Origin of the sequence: Microbacterium sp. AG1240, from assembly GCF_003635115.1 — a bacterium.
In the GTDB taxonomy this organism is placed as follows: domain Bacteria; phylum Actinomycetota; class Actinomycetes; order Actinomycetales; family Microbacteriaceae; genus Microbacterium.
Genome location: NZ_RBXJ01000001.1, coordinates 1,408,266 through 1,425,181 on the forward strand (window position 1 = coordinate 1,408,266; position 16,916 = coordinate 1,425,181).

Annotated in this window: 18 protein-coding genes and 1 pseudogene; 9 read left to right on the forward strand and 10 right to left on the reverse strand. The window is 64.8% G+C overall.

Annotated elements, in window-relative coordinates; genetic code table 11:
- Positions 1-190: 190 nt before the first annotated feature.
- From DEU34_RS16370 to DEU34_RS06635, 4 genes are all read left to right on the forward strand, one after another.
- Positions 191-538: a helix-turn-helix domain-containing protein gene (locus DEU34_RS16370; RefSeq protein WP_220659926.1), complete on the forward strand. Its 348-nt coding sequence runs from the start codon at positions 191-193 to the stop codon at positions 536-538.
- Positions 539-687: 149 nt separating this feature from the next.
- Positions 688-1,839: a tyrosine-type recombinase/integrase gene (locus DEU34_RS06625; protein ID WP_183042374.1), complete on the forward strand. Its 1,152-nt coding sequence runs from the start codon at positions 688-690 to the stop codon at positions 1,837-1,839.
- Positions 1,840-2,110: 271 nt separating this feature from the next.
- Entirely contained in the window at positions 2,111-2,596 is a 486-nt protein-coding gene (locus tag DEU34_RS06630) for a hypothetical protein (RefSeq protein WP_121149330.1), read from the forward strand.
- Positions 2,597-2,802: 206 nt separating this feature from the next.
- Positions 2,803-3,378 carry a hypothetical protein gene (locus DEU34_RS06635; protein WP_121149331.1) on the forward strand — a complete coding sequence of 192 codons (576 nt, stop codon included), beginning with the start codon at positions 2,803-2,805 and terminating at the stop codon, positions 3,376-3,378.
- Between the two features lie 184 nt (positions 3,379-3,562).
- Here the strand turns inward: DEU34_RS06635 and DEU34_RS16430 are convergent, their stop codons facing one another.
- The 3 genes and pseudogenes from DEU34_RS16430 to DEU34_RS06650 form a co-directional block, all read right to left on the reverse strand.
- The gene (locus DEU34_RS16430) at positions 3,563-4,396 is read right to left on the reverse strand and encodes a hypothetical protein (RefSeq protein ID WP_259460051.1); all 834 of its coding nucleotides are present in this window, start codon (positions 4,394-4,396) and stop codon (positions 3,563-3,565) included.
- A gap of 25 nt (positions 4,397-4,421) precedes the next feature.
- Positions 4,422-4,742, reverse strand: a pseudogene (locus tag DEU34_RS16435) (class I SAM-dependent methyltransferase); the annotation flags it as partial.
- Between the two features lie 569 nt (positions 4,743-5,311).
- Positions 5,312-5,872 carry a hypothetical protein gene (locus DEU34_RS06650; RefSeq protein WP_147424009.1) on the reverse strand — a complete coding sequence of 187 codons (561 nt, stop codon included), beginning with the start codon at positions 5,870-5,872 and terminating at the stop codon, positions 5,312-5,314.
- Between the two features lie 400 nt (positions 5,873-6,272).
- Between DEU34_RS06650 and DEU34_RS06655 the strand changes: the two genes are divergently transcribed.
- Positions 6,273-6,500, forward strand: coding sequence for a hypothetical protein (locus tag DEU34_RS06655; RefSeq protein ID WP_121149335.1), 228 nt, complete (start codon positions 6,273-6,275; stop codon positions 6,498-6,500).
- 338 nt (positions 6,501-6,838) lie between these two features.
- On the opposite strand, the gene DEU34_RS06660 is transcribed toward DEU34_RS06655, so the two are convergent.
- The 7 genes from DEU34_RS06660 to DEU34_RS06690 all read right to left on the reverse strand — a co-directional run bounded on the left by DEU34_RS06660 (position 6,839) and on the right by DEU34_RS06690 (position 12,743).
- Positions 6,839-7,699: a M23 family metallopeptidase gene (locus DEU34_RS06660; protein ID WP_121149336.1), complete on the reverse strand. Its 861-nt coding sequence runs from the start codon at positions 7,697-7,699 to the stop codon at positions 6,839-6,841.
- Between the two features lie 141 nt (positions 7,700-7,840).
- A complete protein-coding gene (locus DEU34_RS06665) occupies positions 7,841-8,671 on the reverse strand; it encodes a F510_1955 family glycosylhydrolase (RefSeq protein ID WP_259460052.1) in 831 nt (276 codons plus the stop codon).
- 63 nt (positions 8,672-8,734) lie between these two features.
- Complete coding sequence (locus DEU34_RS06670; protein WP_121149337.1) at positions 8,735-9,343, reverse strand: DUF305 domain-containing protein; 609 nt, start codon at positions 9,341-9,343, stop codon at positions 8,735-8,737.
- A 96-nt stretch (positions 9,344-9,439) separates the two neighbouring features.
- Positions 9,440-9,883, reverse strand: a complete 444-nt coding sequence (locus DEU34_RS06675; RefSeq protein ID WP_121149338.1) for a DUF6153 family protein — start codon at positions 9,881-9,883, stop codon at positions 9,440-9,442.
- A 37-nt stretch (positions 9,884-9,920) separates the two neighbouring features.
- Positions 9,921-12,065 (reverse strand): heavy metal translocating P-type ATPase, encoded by a 2,145-nt coding sequence (locus DEU34_RS06680; protein ID WP_396652104.1) that lies wholly within the window; start codon positions 12,063-12,065, stop codon positions 9,921-9,923.
- A 33-nt stretch (positions 12,066-12,098) separates the two neighbouring features.
- Positions 12,099-12,431: a heavy-metal-associated domain-containing protein gene (locus tag DEU34_RS06685; RefSeq protein ID WP_121149339.1), complete on the reverse strand. Its 333-nt coding sequence runs from the start codon at positions 12,429-12,431 to the stop codon at positions 12,099-12,101.
- Between the two features lie 30 nt (positions 12,432-12,461).
- Entirely contained in the window at positions 12,462-12,743 is a 282-nt protein-coding gene (locus tag DEU34_RS06690) for a metal-sensitive transcriptional regulator (protein WP_121149770.1), read from the reverse strand.
- Between the two features lie 259 nt (positions 12,744-13,002).
- Between DEU34_RS06690 and DEU34_RS06695 the strand changes: the two genes are divergently transcribed.
- Genes DEU34_RS06695 through DEU34_RS06710 form a run of 4 tightly spaced genes read left to right on the forward strand, consistent with a single transcriptional unit; the run spans position 13,003 to position 16,614 of the window.
- Positions 13,003-14,118 carry a tyrosine-type recombinase/integrase gene (locus DEU34_RS06695; RefSeq protein ID WP_259460053.1) on the forward strand — a complete coding sequence of 372 codons (1,116 nt, stop codon included), beginning with the start codon at positions 13,003-13,005 and terminating at the stop codon, positions 14,116-14,118.
- Between the two features lie 13 nt (positions 14,119-14,131).
- Positions 14,132-14,461 carry a helix-turn-helix transcriptional regulator gene (locus DEU34_RS06700; protein WP_259460054.1) on the forward strand — a complete coding sequence of 110 codons (330 nt, stop codon included), beginning with the start codon at positions 14,132-14,134 and terminating at the stop codon, positions 14,459-14,461.
- A 2-nt stretch (positions 14,462-14,463) separates the two neighbouring features.
- The gene (locus DEU34_RS06705) at positions 14,464-15,900 is read left to right on the forward strand and encodes a hypothetical protein (protein WP_147424010.1); all 1,437 of its coding nucleotides are present in this window, start codon (positions 14,464-14,466) and stop codon (positions 15,898-15,900) included.
- Positions 15,901-15,951: 51 nt separating this feature from the next.
- The gene (locus DEU34_RS06710) at positions 15,952-16,614 is read left to right on the forward strand and encodes an SOS response-associated peptidase (RefSeq protein ID WP_259460086.1); all 663 of its coding nucleotides are present in this window, start codon (positions 15,952-15,954) and stop codon (positions 16,612-16,614) included.
- Positions 16,615-16,916 lie beyond the last annotated feature (302 nt).

Consider the following 16,916-nt stretch of genomic DNA (forward strand, 5'->3'; position numbering starts at 1 on the left):
CGGTGCAAGCGTCCTGTTCAGTCGACCATTACGGGCTGTCCACGGGTAGTCGGCGCGGGGCGCCGGAGTTCGGGGCGGGCAGGGTCCATCGGGGGCGGGCTTCCTCTCTAAACTCTGTCTTCTCTGGATGCCTGATCGCGTTGTGGAACCGATGGTCGTCGTTCTGTGGAGTGCCGCGCATAGAGCTTGCATGACCGATAAGAAGAACACACCGTCCGATTCATCCACCGCCGCGGGCTGGAAGCAGCTCGCCCTGATTTTGCTTGAAGAGCAGACTCACGCTGACGGCTCGTCTGAAACTGCGAAGCAAGAGGTGTACGAGAACGCGGCCAGGGACGCAGGCATGTCCCTTCGGGTCGCTGAGATGCTCCCCGACCTACTCACGCCGGAAGAGACCGCGACCTACCTCAGCGTTTCCAAGAACACCCTCTACGGTTGGCGCAAGGACGGCTACGGACCGCCCGCGGTACTCGTAGGGAAGCACCTCCGCTTTCCCAAGTCCGCGCTGACGGCCTGGTCGATCCAGAAGGCCGCGTGATGGCGCGTCCAAAGCAGTCACCCGGTGAGTGGGGGGAGCTTCACGCGAAGCAACTCGATGAGACCACCTGGCAGGCGCGTGCCTGGTTCACAGACGCCGACGGCAGGGGCAGTGCAGTCAGGCGGCGTGGGGGCACGCGAGCGGAAGCCTTGCGAAACCTCCTCGCCGACCTCCGCCAGCGTTCACTGGAGATCGCCCAAGGCCCGGACCGGTCGGGGGACGACCTCACGGTGAGGCGGACCGGACGCTCGGCGAGCGCCGTCACCGTGAGCCAGCTCTGCGAGATTCATCTCGCCCACATGGAATTCATCGACAACATCCGCATGGCCCAGGGGCACCACATCAACCGCGGAACCCGCGGCAACGAAACTCGCATCATCAGGAACAAGATCATGCCGTCGCGAATCGGCTCAGTCGTTGCAACGACGGTCACGGTCCAAGACGTCTCGGACTTCTACTTCTCCATCGCATTGAAGGCGCCCTCCGAAGCGCGTAATGCCCAGAACGAGCTAAGGAAGGTCTTTGATACTGCGAGGCAAAAGGGTCTGGTGTCCTCCAACCCTGCTCGCGACTTCCGCGGCGTGATGCCACGCAAGCCCGTGAACAAGTTCGTACCTGGTCCCCTCGAGCTCCGCGACTTCTTCGACGTCGCCGTTGCTTACCGAGAGCGGCCGAACCGCATGGGGCCCGAGCCGAGTCGAGACCTGGAAGATCTCATCGAGGTGGTTCTGGGAACATCCGCTCGGTTGGGGGAGGCGCTTGGCCTGCACTGGGTAGACGTCCGTCTCGAGGCCGACGTGCCGACAGTGAGCATCCGGGGGACAGTCCAGGAGAAGGGCGGCCCGAAGTTCTACCAACCGCACACCAAGACGGAGGCCGGGCAGCGGACAGTTCCCATCCCCGACTTCCTGGTGCAGACTCTGCGGCGGCGGGCGACGGAGAACACGATGGGAAGCCCGTTCGTCTTCCATACCAAGACGGGCCGCGTCTCTGGACAGCAGGACCTTCAACGGTCGCTGCGAGCGGTGCGGAAGTGGTCAACGACGTCTGACCTAGTGCCTACCGTCAGCGTGGAAATGGTGCCTCGAGCACTTCGCCGCTCGGTTGCGACCGCGATCTCGAACGAGGAGAGTCTTGAGGCGGCCGCTAAGACGTTGGGCCACCGCGAGACCGGTGTTACGGAGAACAGCTACGCGAAGCGCTCTGACCTCGCCCCTGACGTTCGCCACGTGCTTGACGGGCTCGCCCCCTGGTACAAGGTCACCCCCGAAAATCCCGATACCGCGTCCGACAAGACGTGACTCCTGTGTGGCCGCGTGCGACAAGTGGCGCTGACCCGCGTGGCCCCCGTCTAGCGGGTTGAGACGAACCGCTCGCGCAGGTCTGCCCAGGGAGCTAGTCGCGGCGGAGCGCGTGAGCCCTGTCGTGCGCCGGACGTTTCATGGATGCCCGAGCAGGACGGGGCTCGCGAAGAAGGTCTTGCCACGATCCGGTAGCACTGCAAGTCGGAGACCGCGCATAGGGGAGGTGCACGGCCCAGCCTCTCGCAACCATCACAACGAAAGCAGCACGATGCCACTCCATGATCTCTTCCCCACATCGGCCATTTCTTCTGTTGCCTCGGATGGCACCCGTTCCTGGGAGCGATACTTCGGTGACGACTCGAACCGGTCGACGGACGAGGGCAACCTCATCCTGTCCATCAAGGATCTCTACAGCGAGAACCCGGGAAGCACTGTTGCCGCGTGGGCAAGCAGGGTGGGGTTCTCGCTGGACGACCTGTCCGCAACGGGCGCGGAGACGATGCTGCTATTCCGAACGATCTACAAGGCGCTGGCTGACGTACCCAGCGACTCCCCCCTCGTGCTCGCCATGAGGGCCGTCAACCTGGGCGGGCCGAGGTCCCTTTTGCCTGACTTCCGAGTGACTGTGGACGGCAGCTTCGCGGTGTCTTCTATTGTCGACACGTTCTGCGGGCCGTTCACAGACGCGCGCAGTTGGTTGACCGCCATTGATGAGCGTCTTCTGCTGACATCCCCGCTGCGTCGCGCTGAGTAGGCACCGCTCGTCGGCCGGGTCAGACGGAGACCCAGCCCGAGCTCAGCGGTCACATCCAGGAACGAGACCCACGGGATCGCGGGCGGCGCCTGTGTCAGCGGCTTCTGCGCCGCTCTCCGTTGTTGTCTTCGATCTTGACGCTGCCCGACAACGGTGGCTGAGGGGTCGTAAGCGAGTGGCCCGCTTCCCGCAGGTAGCATCACGTCGTGGACAATCTGGCAGTCGGAGCAGAACACGAAGCGGCGCATGTCGTTCTCTACCTAGAGCTGGGCTACCCGATTCACTCGACTGAGTTGAGCGACGACGGCAGAGGACTGACGAAGAGTCGCGACACGGCGTTCGAAATAGACGGACTCGACTACGCGGCCATCTGTATGGCGGGCCCGGTCGTCGAAGACCGGTACAGCCCGACGCCGATGGAGGAGCGCAAGGCAGACAGCGCGCGCCTCAAGCTCCGGCTCGACGAGGTGAGACGGGGAGGCGCACGGCACGAATTTGAGGAACTCGTCGACGATCCAGACCAAGAACCGGAAGACCAAGACTGGTGGCGAGCAAACGGTCGCGCGTACACAATCGAGCTGCTCGAACGTCAAGCAGGCGACATCGACGTCATACACATCGGGTACATCGAAGCCGGATACCTGTTGGCGCGCACAGTCTTGGAGCTCCGGGCACACGATCATCAAATAATCGCCGCCGCGTTGCTGAGATCCAGATTCCTCGATGCCGACGACATCTACGCACTGCCGCTTCGCGACTTGCCTCGTCAACCCTGGAAATGAGCGGCTGTCAGCCGCATGGCGGTACCACCCGCGGAGTTCGCCTATTGCCTCTTGCCCTGGCAATGAATGAGGGAACCTTCCCGGAGCCGTCGAGCGTGGCTTCGATACCCTCGGAGGGCTGAGCAGCTTGAAGGAGATTCTCCGTGCGTCCGGCGTGGAAGCGAGCGCCACGAATCCGGAGGAGCTACTCGAACGACTGCGCTCGATACACTCGAATAGGATCTCTCTCATGGCGAGGACAGCCCGTGGCGACGTCGTCTCGCTCGCCCTTCATCGGGAGCTCGATGAGCGACTTCGCCTGGAACCCGTGTTCGTCGTCGTGCGCGCTCTGCAGAACGTACCTCGCAAGCGGGACCTCGCTAACGGGGGAGCACGGGACGCCATCGACCGTTGGGAATCTCTTCTCCGCAACTACGACTTCGATGGCCTCCGCCGGGTTTTCCTCGGCGAAGACGATGACAGCCGCATGATGCGCGGCAACACCGTATTCCAGGGGGTTCTCACGAACGAGGAACGCGAGCAGATCCTCGCGGGCATCCCTGATTCGTCGTGACGACCGGATCCGGATGGAGTCACCTGGGCGGCCATTCGGCGGCGGTCCCGCGTAGGCGTTTGGAACCGCGACGCCCGCATCAGATTCTGCCCGGTCCGCGATTCGGTCCCGCAAGCGCAGGCAGGGCCAGCCGACCGTAGGGGGAGTAGGTGCGGCGCCCGCTAAGCGATCCTCGACGGGCCAGCGCATTTTCGATAGAGGATCCAGCAACGGACGCCTCCGCGCCTGCGCCGCGCGGAGGAGGTACTTCGCGAAGATCCCGTCGTCGTCATACTCGGCCCGCTCGATAGAGAAGCCGGCCTGGGAAAACATCGGTTCCAGGAGCCATGTGAACGTTGAGTGCTCGTCGGTGACGTGCTCCTCGAGGTCGGCTCGCGTCCAGCCGCCGTCCTCGTCGGAGTACCCGGTGGAGCACCAATGCTCGATGCGTTCGACTGCGTCGGAGACGGGAAAGTTGTAGACCACATCCCAGACGCGGGGTCCCGCCGGTCCGCAGCATGCGCCGCATCCGGTCGAGCGCCAGCGCCTTCCAGAAGTCGGGGAGGTGATGCAGGGCGTACCGAGAGTACACGAGGTCCGCGCTGCCCGCCGGACACTCGAAGGTGAGGTAGCCGCCCTCCGCGACCGTGACCGGCGCACCCGTCGCGGCGACCTTGCGGCGCAATGCGCTCAGCATCACGGGCGAAGGGTCGACGGCGAACACGTTCGACCATCGTTGAGCGGCGAGGAGCGCGAATTGCCCCGTTCCCGCTCCCAGATCGATTACGGTGCCCTTGCGTTCCGGGGGAACCGTGCTCAGCCACTCGACCTCGGCAGCGGCGCCGGCGTCTTCCTTCTCGTCGTAATGGGCGACGTGCTCTGCGTCGGTGTTCTCCCGGCCGAGACGTGCGCTCGTCCAAGAACCAGGTCGGCTGTCTGGTGGTCACGGCGGGTCACTTCGCAGGTGGTGTCGCTGCGACGCGGCCGCCGCTTATCGAGAAAGCCTAGGCGTGGGTGGTGGCCCGTGAGTGCGTGGTGCAGCTGGGCTCCCGCCGGTTGCAGAGCGGCGAGTGCGAATCCGACGCGGAGACTCAGCGCTCTGTGAGAAGGCCGCCCCTGACTCGTGTGATCGTCGTTGACGGCTCGGCCGTCGACCGGCGTCTCGGGTCCGTTGTTGACGGTTTTCACGGCCAGCGGAACGGTCTGCTTGGTGGATGAGAACTTGGTCCGGAGGGCCATGGGCGATAGAACGCTCCGCATATGCCGTGACGATTTAACCCGAAGTTCATTCTTGGCAGGACCGCAGGTGCGTCGCCCGATAAGTTCGAGTCGGCCGAGTGCGCAAGTGCCCGGACACCGCGCTGGCGAGGTAGCGAGGGTGTCCGGGCTCGTCCGTGGGTCTCAGTTGTACGGTACGAACCAGAGGTCGAAGCGGTAGTTCCTGGGAGTGTCGTAGATGCCACCTTCCACCGCCGCGAGGGTTCCGAAGTAGAGCTGCTTGTAATCGCCGTTGCCGACGAGGTAGACGAACAGGTCATCGAAGAATTCCTCACCGAGCGGGATCTCCCAGCTCCCGGCGACGCCGAGGGCGTACTCCAGGATGATGGCAAGTGCGAGCTCGTGAGCGATGCAGCGGGGTCCCTCCCAGCGCTGCTCCAGTCGCTTCGTGACCTCAGCCAGGGCGGTCCTGAACTCGCCCTGGAAGGACTCGGTGTACCGGCCGCTGTAGACCGGAGGAAGCATCTCCTGCAAGAAATCGAGGTCTGCAGAGTGATCCTTCGCGAAGTCCGCTCCGACTGCGATCAACGCGTAGAGGATCTCATCGGCCGGGGTACCGGGCACGGGGCTCGGACGGTCCGTGCCGCCGTGCTTGACGAAGTGGTCGATGCCACGGATGCGAGCCGCCGCGGGAAGCATCATCTGATGGAAGTGTTCTGGGCTGTTGTCGTTGTAATTGGTCATAACTCATATATGCGCGGCCGGCCAGAAAACCGTTCACACGCGGCGAGGCGCTTGGGGGGATCGAGACATCGGCATTGGCGTCGGCTCGCAGCGCTGTGTCGGCCTACGAGCGCGACCAGGGGGGATGAGTAATGAGGCCCGCGCCGGTTTCGATTGGGATCGCGCGTGATCGGTTCCGTATTTAGCTCGAGCTCATCGCGACTAAGCGACTGCAGCGGACCCGCCGTCGCTGCTACCCGCTCCACGATGCGCTGATCCATCAGCGTGTCGATATAGTGCGCATAGCGCTTCGAGGTGCCGATGCTGAGCCTCCTCTCGCGAAGGCCCAGACTAGCCGTATTCGAACGTGTGTACTAATTTCTCACGCTATGAGCACGACGACGGCGCCCGAGACAACGCTATGAAGCTGGTCAACGACATCCCCGCCCGGATGATCTACAACGGCCGCCGCTGGCGCGTCACGGACACCCCCACCCGGCTGCGAGAGTCGGTGTGGTCAGTGCCATTGGAGCACCACCACGGGCTCTACGGGTGGCGGTTCCAGGCCACCGACCCGGCGGGGGAGAGCATTGTGTTCGACGTGTACCGCGCCGAGGACGACTGGCACGTGCACCGCGCCTACGCGTGATGAGGCGTGGCGCCGTCGAAGCCGAGGGTGTGCAGGGGGCTCGGTCGTGAACCAGGAGTCGTCGAGGGAGGGGCGGATCGGAGGGACGGCACCCATCACCGGAAGGGCAGCGAAGACTTAGGGCCCCTCGCTGTGACTTTCCACAGCTTGCCGAGCCTGGAGGGCGCGACTGCGGGCTGATACATTCACCGGTATGTGCGGCAGGTTCGCCCTCAATGAGAAACCGGGCATTATCCGGAACTAACGCAACGTCGATCGTCTGACAGTGTTCACAGCGACCCTTCGACTGGTTCCGTGGTTACCGGTTCGGTGCACCCGTGTCTAATTCACGACCGCCGCTAGCACGCAGCGTAGGTCTGCAGCCAGGGCAGCGGATCGGTGGCGGTGGTGCCATCGCGGAGTATCTCGAAGTGCAGGTGTGCGCCGAACGATCGGCCGGTGTCGCCGGTGCGTCCGATGTATTGGCCGACGCTGACGGTGTCACCAACCTCGACTTGTCGTGAGTCGTACTCCATGTGGGCGTAGCGGCTGGAGACAAGTTGACCGTCGACAAGGTGGTCGATGACGATGGTGACTCCGTACGCGCCGCCGTTGTCTGTGGCGATGCTGACAATTCCGTCGGCGATTGCTTGAATGTGGGCGCCAGCGCCGGGGACGAAATCGGTGCCCTGATGGAGTCGACCGTCACGCATCCCGAACCCGTAGGTCATCGGCACGCCGACTGCGTAGGGCCATTGCACCGCGCAGTCCGGATTGTTGGTGAACACCGCGCTGGAATAGTTGGTGATCCCGACTGTTCCGGCAAGATCCACGAGGGTGGCTGTGGAGTAGCCGTCGCGACTGACGACGGGGCTCGGTTGCGTCTGGGCGGGTGTGACGTACGCCTGGATGTCTCCGCCGGGTACGCCGTCATCGGTGATGCTCGTCGGGGTGACGTGTTCGTGGGGGAGCGCTTCGGCGTCGACGGTCATCCCGACGGTCATCAGGGCCACGAGCCCCAACACGTGTGCGGAGAAGAACACGGCCCGGGTGCGAGAGTGCGCGGCGCCCTTCCGGGTTCCGGCCGGCTGCTGGCTGAGTTTGGACGGCGGTGCAGATGCGGGCGGCTCGGGTTCGGTAGGCGCTTTCGGTGTGAAGGAAAACAGGCGTGCCGCGTCATCGAACGGGTCTACCGGCCACTCATCGGGGCGCAGGTGCATGGTCGCACGCGTTTCGGTGGATGTCTGGGTTCGAACGCGGGCTTGGCGTCGCGTCAAGAAGGGTTCGGGCTGTGAGGCCGTGCCGGTCTGGGCGATGGTGGGTGTGGGGGTACGCAATGGTGGAGTCTTTCGGGTGGGGTGTTATCCGGGCAGCAGGGTGAGTCCGCTGTCGTCGACGACGAGGATGTCGCCGGTATCGGTGACGGTGATTGCCTGCGCGGCTCGATGTACGGTTCCGACGTTCACCCATTGGGTCGCGCCGGCAGTGCTGATCCAAATGGTGCCGTCGTTGTCGACGCCGATCAGTCGCTGGTTGTCAGGGGAGGAAGCGATCGGGTACAAGGTGGGCGCATCGGGCAGCGGAACGAACGATCTGCCCCCGTCCGTACTGGCCTGCGGTCCTTGCTGCGTGCTGGCCACGATGCGCCCCGTCGCGTCGACGGCAAGACCGAACACGAGGAGACCGGCGCCGGTAGGAGTCCAGGTGGTGCCGAGGTCCGTGCTCGTCAGCAGCACGTTGTTATCCGTCGCCTGCCCATAAAGGGTCCCGTCAGGTCCGGCCGCCAGTGCGTGGAAGTCCTTCTCGCCGGTGAACGCGACCGGCTCCCAGGTGACGCCGCCGTCTGGGCTGCGGATGATGCCCAGATTGCCTTCGCCCAGCTCCGTGGGGGTGCGAGCACCGGGGTGGCCGGAGGCGATGAGCTCCCCACCGACCGCGGTGAGACCCATCGCGTCCAGATCATCCCGTCCGACGCGGGCACCGAGCTGACCCTCCGCGGTGGCGGTGTAGAGGCCGTCGTGCGTGCCGAGTAGAAACCCGTCGCCGCCGGGGGCGGGCACGATGGCGTGCACGTGGGGCTTCACGTCTGCATGGTCGGTGCCGGTGGAAGGCGGCGCGGGCGCAGTGCAGCCGGTGAGAGACAGAGTGAAAAGCGCGACAAGGCTTGCTGTCGCGCGCAGGTGAATGCGCATACGCACCCTTTCGAGTCCGGGGTGAGGGACACCCGCGATGGGCGCCCCTCACCGAGGGTGCGGTCAGAGCTGTGCGAGCAACTCCTGCATGGTGGCGATCTCCGCGGTCTGCGTCTCGACGATCGTCTGCGCCAACGCGACGGCATCTGCGTTCTGGCCGTTGTCGACTTCGTCTTGCGCCATTGTGATGGCACCTTCGTGGTGCATCGTCATCTGCTCGAGGAACAGCCGGGACGCGTCAGCGCCGGTCGCAGCGTCGAGGGATTGCATGTCCTCGTCGCTCATCATGCCGCCGCCGTGGTCCATGCCGTCCATGGAGTCAGTGTCGCTGTCCGCGCCCCACTCTTCCAGCCATCCCTGCAGCTGCTCGATCTCGGGCTGCTGGGCAGCTTTGATCTCTTCGGCCAGGGTGAGGACGCTCTCGTCGATGCCGTCTTTGCCGAGGATCATGTCGGCCATCTCGACGGCTTGCTGGTGGTGCGGGATCATCATCTGCGCGAACATCACATCCGCGTCGTTGAAGTCCGCCATCCCTGCGGACGGTGAAGAGCTGCTGCCGTGGTCCATTCCTGGCATGGACTCGGTGCCGGACCCGCTGCTGCCCGCGCAGCCAGCGAGAGTGAGGGCGGTGGCCAGGGCCAGTGCGGCGGTCGCCGCGGTACGAATTTTCATCAGGGTTCTCCAAAAGGGGTACGTGAAAGGACGCTGGTCGGGTCGACCAGGCGTATGGCAGAGGAGCCCGGCAAAGTTGCCGCGGGCTCCACCGCATCACGTACGGCTAATGCAGAGAACTGTCAGAGAGGGCGGGTGCAGGCCGGGGCCACCAGGAGGCGGAAGGGCAGCCGGCCCAGGGCGAGGAAGAAGCGCCAACCATTGCTGCCCGCCGCGGGCGCGTGCCACAAGCAGCACAGTGGCCAGCAGCGCGAGCACGCACGCCATCGCGAGCATGCCGGAATGGCTCGTGCCGCAGTCAGCGCACGACTCCTCAGCCGACACGGTGGTGGCGGCGTGGGCGTCTCCCGTCACGCTAACCCCGGCCGCGTCTTTGGTCATCGTGGTGTGGTGACCAGATTCGGCGGTGGCGTGGGTGTTGAGGGAGTGCATGGCCAGCAGGCCGATGATGACAGCGCCGGTCAGAGCAATCAGCAGCAGCAGCGTGCGGGCCATCGAGCGGCCGGCACGCAGGTGCTCGGTGAGTGCGATCAGCGACATGTCACCTCCCTCTCCTTTCTACGGTACGTCACCTCGGTCAGCGGCGACCGATAATCGCGTCCGGGCTAAGGTCCAGGCGTCGCAGCAGCTGCGCGTTGAGGGCGACCACGATCGTGGACAGTGACATCAGTATCGCGCCCACCGACATGGGCAGCACGAACCCGATCGGGGCGAGCACCCCGGCGGCCAGCGGTACGGAGAGGAGGTTGTAGCCGGCTGCCCACCAAAGGTTCTGCTTCATCTTCCGGTAGCTGGCCCGGGACAGTTCGATCACCGACACCACTGACCGGGGGTCGTCGCTGGCGAGAATGACACCGGCGGAGGCGATCGCGACATCGGTGCCGGCGCCGATCGCGATCCCGACGTCGGCCTGGGCGAGGGCGGGGGCATCGTTCACACCGTCGCCGACCATCGCGACCTTCCGACCTTCGCTCTGCAGCTGCTTCACCTTCGAGGCCTTGTCCTCCGGGCGGACCCCGGCGAAGAACCGGTCGATGCCGAGCTCGCCGGCCACGGACGCTGCAACCGCTTCGGCATCACCGGTGATCATCACCACCTGCACACCCCGCTCCCGCAACGCGGCGACCGCGGCACGCGACTCCGGGCGGATCTCATCAGCGAGCCGCAGCGCACCCGCAACCGTCCCGTCAACGAGGACGTGCAAAATGATCGCACCCTCGGCACGCCACTCGTCAGCAACAGGCAACTCGCTCGCGCGCTCTTGCTCGAGCAAGTACGGGCCACCCACCTGCACGGTCCGCCCGCCCACCAGCGCCCGCACGCCAACCGCCGGCGAGGACTCGAAGTCGGTTGAGCCCGGCACGGTGAGCTGCTTTTGCTTCGCCGCGTTTACGATCGCCCGGGCGAGGGGGTGTTCGGAGTCCGCTTCCGCAGCGGCGGCGAGAGCGAGCAGCTCGTCGGCGTCGATACCGCCAGTCGGGTTGATGGCGGTGACGGCGGGGGTGCCCTTGGTGAGGGTGCCGGTCTTGTCGAACAAGACCGCATCGACGGTGCGCATACTCTCCAACGCCAACCGGTCCTTCACCAGCACCCCGGCGCGCGCCGCCCGCTCGGTGGCGATCGACACCACCAGCGGGATCGCCAACCCCAGCGCGTGCGGGCAGGCGATCACCAGCACCGTGATCGTGCGAACCACGGCATCGTCCGGAAAGCCCAGCAGGGTCCAGACAATCGCGGTGATCGCGGCCGCACCCAGAGCGAACCAGAACAGCCACCCGGCGGCGCGGTCCGCGAGCCGCTGCGCACGCGAGGACGAATTCTGCGCGTCGGTGACCAGCTTCTGAATGCCGGCGAGGGCGGTATCCGCACCGACCGCAGTGACTTCCACCCGCACACCGGAATCGGTGGCGACTGTCCCGGCGATCACCTGATCTCCATCGGAGCGGCGCACCGGGCGGGACTCGCCAGTGATCATGGACTCGTCCATGCTCGCCGAACCCTGCACGATCCGACCATCCGCGGGCACCCGCCCACCGGGGCGAACGACCACCACATCCCCCACCAGCAGATCAGCTGGGGCGACAGTCACGGTGGTGTCACCGTCAACCTTCTCCGCCTCGTCCGGCAGGAGCGCAGCGAGAGAGTCCAGCGCGGAGGTGGTCTGGGCTAGGGAGCGCATCTCTATCCAGTGCCCGAGCAGCATGATGACGATCAGCAGCGCTAACTCCCACCAGAAGTCCAGCTCGTGATCCAGTAGCCCGAGACTCGCACCCCAGGACGCGACGAACGCCACCGTGATCGCCAGGGCGATCAGCAGCATCATCCCCGGCTTACGGGCGCGGAGCTCGCTGACGGCACCCGTGAGGAACGGGGCGCCACCCCACACATACATGACCGTGCCGAGAACCGGGGACACCCACCCCACCCATGCGGCGTCCGGCAGGGGGTAGCCGATGATCATCGAGAACATCGTCGAGAACCCGATCACCGGAACCGCGAGAACCAGCATGATCCAGAACAGCCTTCGGAACCGGGCTACGTGGTCGCCGTGACCGGCATGCCCGCCATGGTCGGCGTGACCGTGCGCGGAGTGTCCCGCAGCCGGTGCCCGCTCGTCGCTGTGACCGGCATGGCCCATCGCCGCGTGGTCGTGCTCCGTGGCGGTCGCGGCAGCGCGTCTGCTGTGGTCCGTGGGGTGCGGGCTGTGATCGTGCTGGCTCATCAGAGCCTCCTTCGTTGCGTGCGTGCGAAGTGTTTAGACCGGGCTGTCAGCCAGGGCGTACCCGGCCTCGTCAACGGCTGCTTTCACCTGTGCGGGGTCAAGCGCGCTGGTGCTGTGAATGGTGACGCGGGATGTGCCGCCGGCGTGCAGGTCCACGGTCACGTTCTGCACACCGTCGATGCCCGACAGTTCCTCAGTAACGCTGGACACACAGTGCGAGCACGTCATCCCCGACACCAGGATCTCCTCCGTCACCGCGGCGTTCCCAGCGGCAGGGATCTCGGTAGCGGTGGAAGCAGGCGCAGCGCAACACGCGCAACCAGCGGTAACGGCGTCTTTCAGGCCGAGGTCGATGCGGTCAGTCATAGTGTCCTCCAAGGTGATAGATGGTGTTTGTCAGGAACGGACCAGACGCGCGATCGCGTCGTTGGCTTCTCGAATTTTCTCGGCCGCAACTTGGCCGCCTTCAGCGCTGGCCTCCGCGACACAGTGACGAAGATGATCGCCCAGCAGTGACAGTGCAACCGTCTCCAACGCCCGCGTCGCCGCGGACACCTGCGTGAGGATGTCAATGCAGTACTTGTCTTCATCGACCATCCGCGCGATCCCGCGCACCTGCCCCTCGATACGTCGAAGTCGCTGCTGCAGATCGTCTTTGCTCGCGTCGTAACCGTTCATCTCGGATACCATACCCCCCTAGGGTATCAACCGCGGTTCCGTGTCTGGTATTCCGCCCGAATGCGACGTGCGCAAAGCGGGCGTTCACCAAACCTTTGCTTGATGTTTCGTATGACGATCCGCTTGCGCAGCGGCCGATTGTCCAATGACCTGTTGGACAATCGGCCACAAGCTCTCGTCGCAGGTCCGGCGCTCTCGTTCCTCAAATAGCGGCGTCCAATCTATTGCAACGATGATGCGTTAGCTGCAACATATAGGTGTGCCACACAAAACCATGCATCCGCCCTCACTTATCGCCCTCGCGACGAATGTGGTGGCGCTGGACGAAGAACGGTTCGTCTTCAATGCGATGGTGGCGCGATGGGGTGACCAGCAGACCAGCCGTGGACTACAGCCGACCACGATTGAGCGGCGGCAACAGTTCATCCGCCGATTTCAGTCGTTCTGTGAGGACTACCCGTGGCGGTGGAGACCGGGCGATTTGGAAGACTTTACGACCCAGGCTAGGTCTGGCGCCGCTCCACTGACACGGTCCACCGTTCGCAGCTACCAACTGACCATCCGATTGTTCTGCGAGTTCGTCACCGACACCCGCTACGGCTGGCCAGCAGAGTGCTCGAACAGGTTCGGAGCCGTGCCTCAGCAGATCTGCCACGATTGGAACACCATCGCGCACCTGCTCGACTTCGAAGGACGCCCGGCCAGGCGGGCTCTGACGACGGACGAACTGGAACAGTTCTTCGACGCCGCCGACAGCCGCGTGGACGCAATCGTCCGCACCCGACGGAAGGGCGCACTCAACGCGCTCAGGGACTCGCAGCTTTTCAAGACCATCTACGCATTCGGGCTGCGCCGCGCTGAGACGGTCGGGCTCGACATCGCCGACCTACGGTCCAATCCGGGCGCACCGCAGTTCGGTAGCTACGGCGCACTTTACGTCCGGCACGGTAAAGGCACGCGGGGGACCGGTCCGAAGCGGCGCACCGTCCTGACCGTCCCGGAAACCGGGTGGGTCGTTGACGGGCTGACGCAATGGGTCGATCTCGCTCGTCCCCGACTTCTCAACGAATGGCACACCGATGCCCTATGGCCCACGGAGCGGCATACCAGGGTCAGCACCCGCTACCTAAACATGCGATTCGCGGACCTCCGCGATCAAATCGGACTCCCCAGCGAACTCACCCCACACGCTCTGCGGCACACCTACGTGACCAACCTGATCGAGTGGGGCTATAGCGAGAAATTCGTCCAAGACCAAGTCGGCCACGCCTACGCATCCACCACCGCGATCTACACCTCGGTCGGCGACGACTTCAAGAACCGCGCACTTGCCCGCGCCCTCTCACACATCTACGGAGATACCGATGGCCGCTAATCAGAACAGTCCCGTGCGCTGGAACCTCCGCGCCCTCATGGCCGACGCCGGCATGTTCCAAACCACCGACCTCATCCAGCCCCTTCGAGATCACGACGTCCAACTCTCGCGAGAGCAAGTCTTCCGCCTGGTCACCCGAACCCCAGAGCGGCTGAACATCGAGGTGCTCGCCGCCCTCTGCCAGATTTTCGACTGCGGACCCAGCGAACTCATCACCGTCAAGGCCCAGCACACGAGCACCCAAGCCGAAGCGGGCGGGCAGGGAAGCCGACGCGACATCTCCATCGGAGATCTCCCACCCGTCCGCGCCCGGCTCCATCGCCCCGACACACCAAACCGCTGACCATGCCCGCCACGCCACACACGTGCACCCGCTGCGGGCAGACAGCGACCGGCCGCTACCTGCTCCTCGGCGGACAGATCTGCAACACCTGCTACAGCTCACTCCGTCGCAACCCGAAGCCTTGCCCGTCCTGCACCGAGATTCGGGTCCTTGCCTTCATCGACGACAAGGGACAGATCACTTGCGCAAGCTGCGCTGGTCAACCCCGCCGATTCGCCTGCCGTAGCCGCGGCAGCGAACAATTCCTCACCGGCACACACTGCGGTCACTGCCGCCTAGACCAACGCCTCCAGGAACTCCTCGACAATCACGGTTCCACCCTGCCGCCGCTCGCGCTCTTGCGTTCCTACCTCACCGCCGCACCGATGGATCCACGCTCGATCGTTCGCTGGCTACGGCGCGAACCGATCGCTCGGACCCTGCGCGGAATGGCCACCAACACGCTGCCAATCTCTCACTTGACCATCGACCAGCTAGAGCCCGGACCACGTACCCGCTACTTCCGGCGACTCCTCATTGATGCCGGCACACTCCCACCGATCCCCGTACTCCTCCACGAGCTCAACATCTTCGTCGACACCGCCGCCGCGCAACTCCCGACCAAGCACGCTCCAGTGCTCCGCCGGTTCCACCGATGGGAAGTGCTACCGCAACTGCACCGCCGCTATCGAGACCAGGGCGTCGACATCACCACCGGCGTCTTCACCACGCAGCGCAGCGCAACACTAGTCAGGGCGAGGTTCCTCGATTGGGTCAGTGAGCAGGACCTGGCCCTCACGGATCTCGACCAGTCCACCCTCGACTACTACATGGCGCGCGTGAAGGCGCGCGTCACCATTAATCAATTCATCGGCTGGGCCGCACGGTCACACCTTGCCGATGACCTGGTAACCCATTCCCAACCCGTCCGCGCAGCGCCCTCGACATACAGCGAGGGTGAGCTTTGGGAAGACACTCACCAGCTTCTCCGCACCGATACTGTCGAGCTTCCCGTCCGCATCATCGGACTCTTCGCCCTCATCTACGCGCAACCGCTCGATCATTCCGTTCGCCTCACCCGAGACGACCTGCAGACCCGCGGGAACAGCCTGATGGTCGCTTTCGGACCCACCCCCGTACAACTCCCCGAGCCCGTCGCCGACTTGGTGCGGCAGCATCTTGCGGCCCCCGCGCGGCGGGGGTTTGCGACCGGCACCTCGAGATGGCTGTTCGAGGGAATCATGCCTGGCCAGCACCTCAGCGCCGCATACGCACGACTCCGCCTCACCGACAACGGCATCCACTCTCGCCACGCTCGAGAGACCCAACTGGACCTCCTCGCCCGCCAATTGCCGGCCTCCATCGTCGCCGACACACTCGGCGTCACACTCCACACCGCCGAGCAGCGCAGGGGTCGCGCCGGCGGAATCTGGTCAAGCTACCCAGCCCTGCGGGACTGACGAATACTTCCCCCATCAATAATTCTCTCCGCCGACAAAGTCGACACGCTCATCAGCGAGTTCGTCGCCGCGGGCGGTAATGCGCAGGATTGGACCCCGCGGTACTCGATCGCGCCGACCCAGGTGGTCCCGATCGTGAGGGAGCGTGCCAACCCGCAGACGGGGGAGTTCCAACGAACTGTGGACGCCGCGGTGTGGAATTTCCATCCGGCGTTCATGAAGGACTCCAAACGCCCGAACTTCAACACCAGGATTGAGACCGTTGCAACCAACGGGCTCTGGAAGGGCGCGTTCGCGTCCTCTCGGGCGTTGTTCCCGATGCGTGGGTACTTCGAATGGACCGGCACCGCCGGCAAGAAGCAGCCTCACTTCCTGCACTCCGCTGACGGGGTGCTCCTCGCGGCCGCGGGCATCTACACCGCGCGCAAGGTGGACGACGAGTGGGAGGTGTCAGCGTCGATCATCACCCGTCCCGCACGGGATGCGTCGGGGGAGATCCACGACCGGATGCCGGTGTTCCTCGAGCACGATGTGTGGGACAAATACCTGTGGCCCGACAGGCTCGACGACGCCGGGAAACAGGACATGATCCAGTTGCTCACCGTGGAATCCGATCGCGTCGCCGGGACGATCACCAGCTACGACGTTGACCGCAAAGTCAACAACACCCGCACCGCCGACCCCACCGACCCCACACTTATCGAACCGATCTAGCGACGCAACGCTTGCCGCGTGGTCGACGACCGCTGGGGGATCCCTGTGCGGGCATCGCGCGTTCAAGGGGCCGATGCGTTCGCTGACCGCTGGGTCGGCGTAGCGTGCTTTCGAGGCGCATTTCGACACCATGGCGTCGCGCTATTCGTCCTCGATCAGGCACGGAAGGCCAACCACGTGCCTGATCAGCGCGTTCGCCCTGCTGTACGTGCGTTCGACCTTGCGACGTCCTCTGCGCTTATGGCTGTCTTCCCGCCTGGGCAGCCAACGCTGGGAACGGTCGACGTAGTCGGGGGCCGGAC

Excerpts from the sequence above, each read along its gene's own strand:
- DEU34_RS06670 (WP_121149337.1), bottom strand. The coding sequence starts at position 9,343 with ATGAAAATTCGTACCGCGGCGACCGCCGCACTGGCCCTGGCCACCGCC.
- DEU34_RS16370 (WP_220659926.1), top strand. The coding sequence starts at position 191 with ATGACCGATAAGAAGAACACACCGTCCGATTCATCCACCGCCGCGGGC.
- DEU34_RS06630 (WP_121149330.1), top strand. The coding sequence starts at position 2,111 with ATGCCACTCCATGATCTCTTCCCCACATCGGCCATTTCTTCTGTTGCC.
- DEU34_RS06685 (WP_121149339.1), bottom strand. The coding sequence starts at position 12,431 with ATGACTGACCGCATCGACCTCGGCCTGAAAGACGCCGTTACCGCTGGT.
- DEU34_RS06660 (WP_121149336.1), bottom strand. The coding sequence starts at position 7,699 with ATGCACCTGCGCCCCGATGAGTGGCCGGTAGACCCGTTCGATGACGCG.
- DEU34_RS06690 (WP_121149770.1), bottom strand. The coding sequence starts at position 12,743 with ATGAACGGTTACGACGCGAGCAAAGACGATCTGCAGCAGCGACTTCGA.
- DEU34_RS06655 (WP_121149335.1), top strand. The coding sequence starts at position 6,273 with ATGAAGCTGGTCAACGACATCCCCGCCCGGATGATCTACAACGGCCGC.
- DEU34_RS06705 (WP_147424010.1), top strand. The coding sequence starts at position 14,464 with ATGCCCGCCACGCCACACACGTGCACCCGCTGCGGGCAGACAGCGACC.
- DEU34_RS06680 (WP_396652104.1), bottom strand. The coding sequence starts at position 12,065 with ATGAGCCAGCACGATCACAGCCCGCACCCCACGGACCACAGCAGACGC.
- DEU34_RS06650 (WP_147424009.1), bottom strand. The coding sequence starts at position 5,872 with ATGACCAATTACAACGACAACAGCCCAGAACACTTCCATCAGATGATG.
- DEU34_RS06665 (WP_259460052.1), bottom strand. The coding sequence starts at position 8,671 with ATGCGCATTCACCTGCGCGCGACAGCAAGCCTTGTCGCGCTTTTCACT.
- DEU34_RS06675 (WP_121149338.1), bottom strand. The coding sequence starts at position 9,883 with ATGTCGCTGATCGCACTCACCGAGCACCTGCGTGCCGGCCGCTCGATG.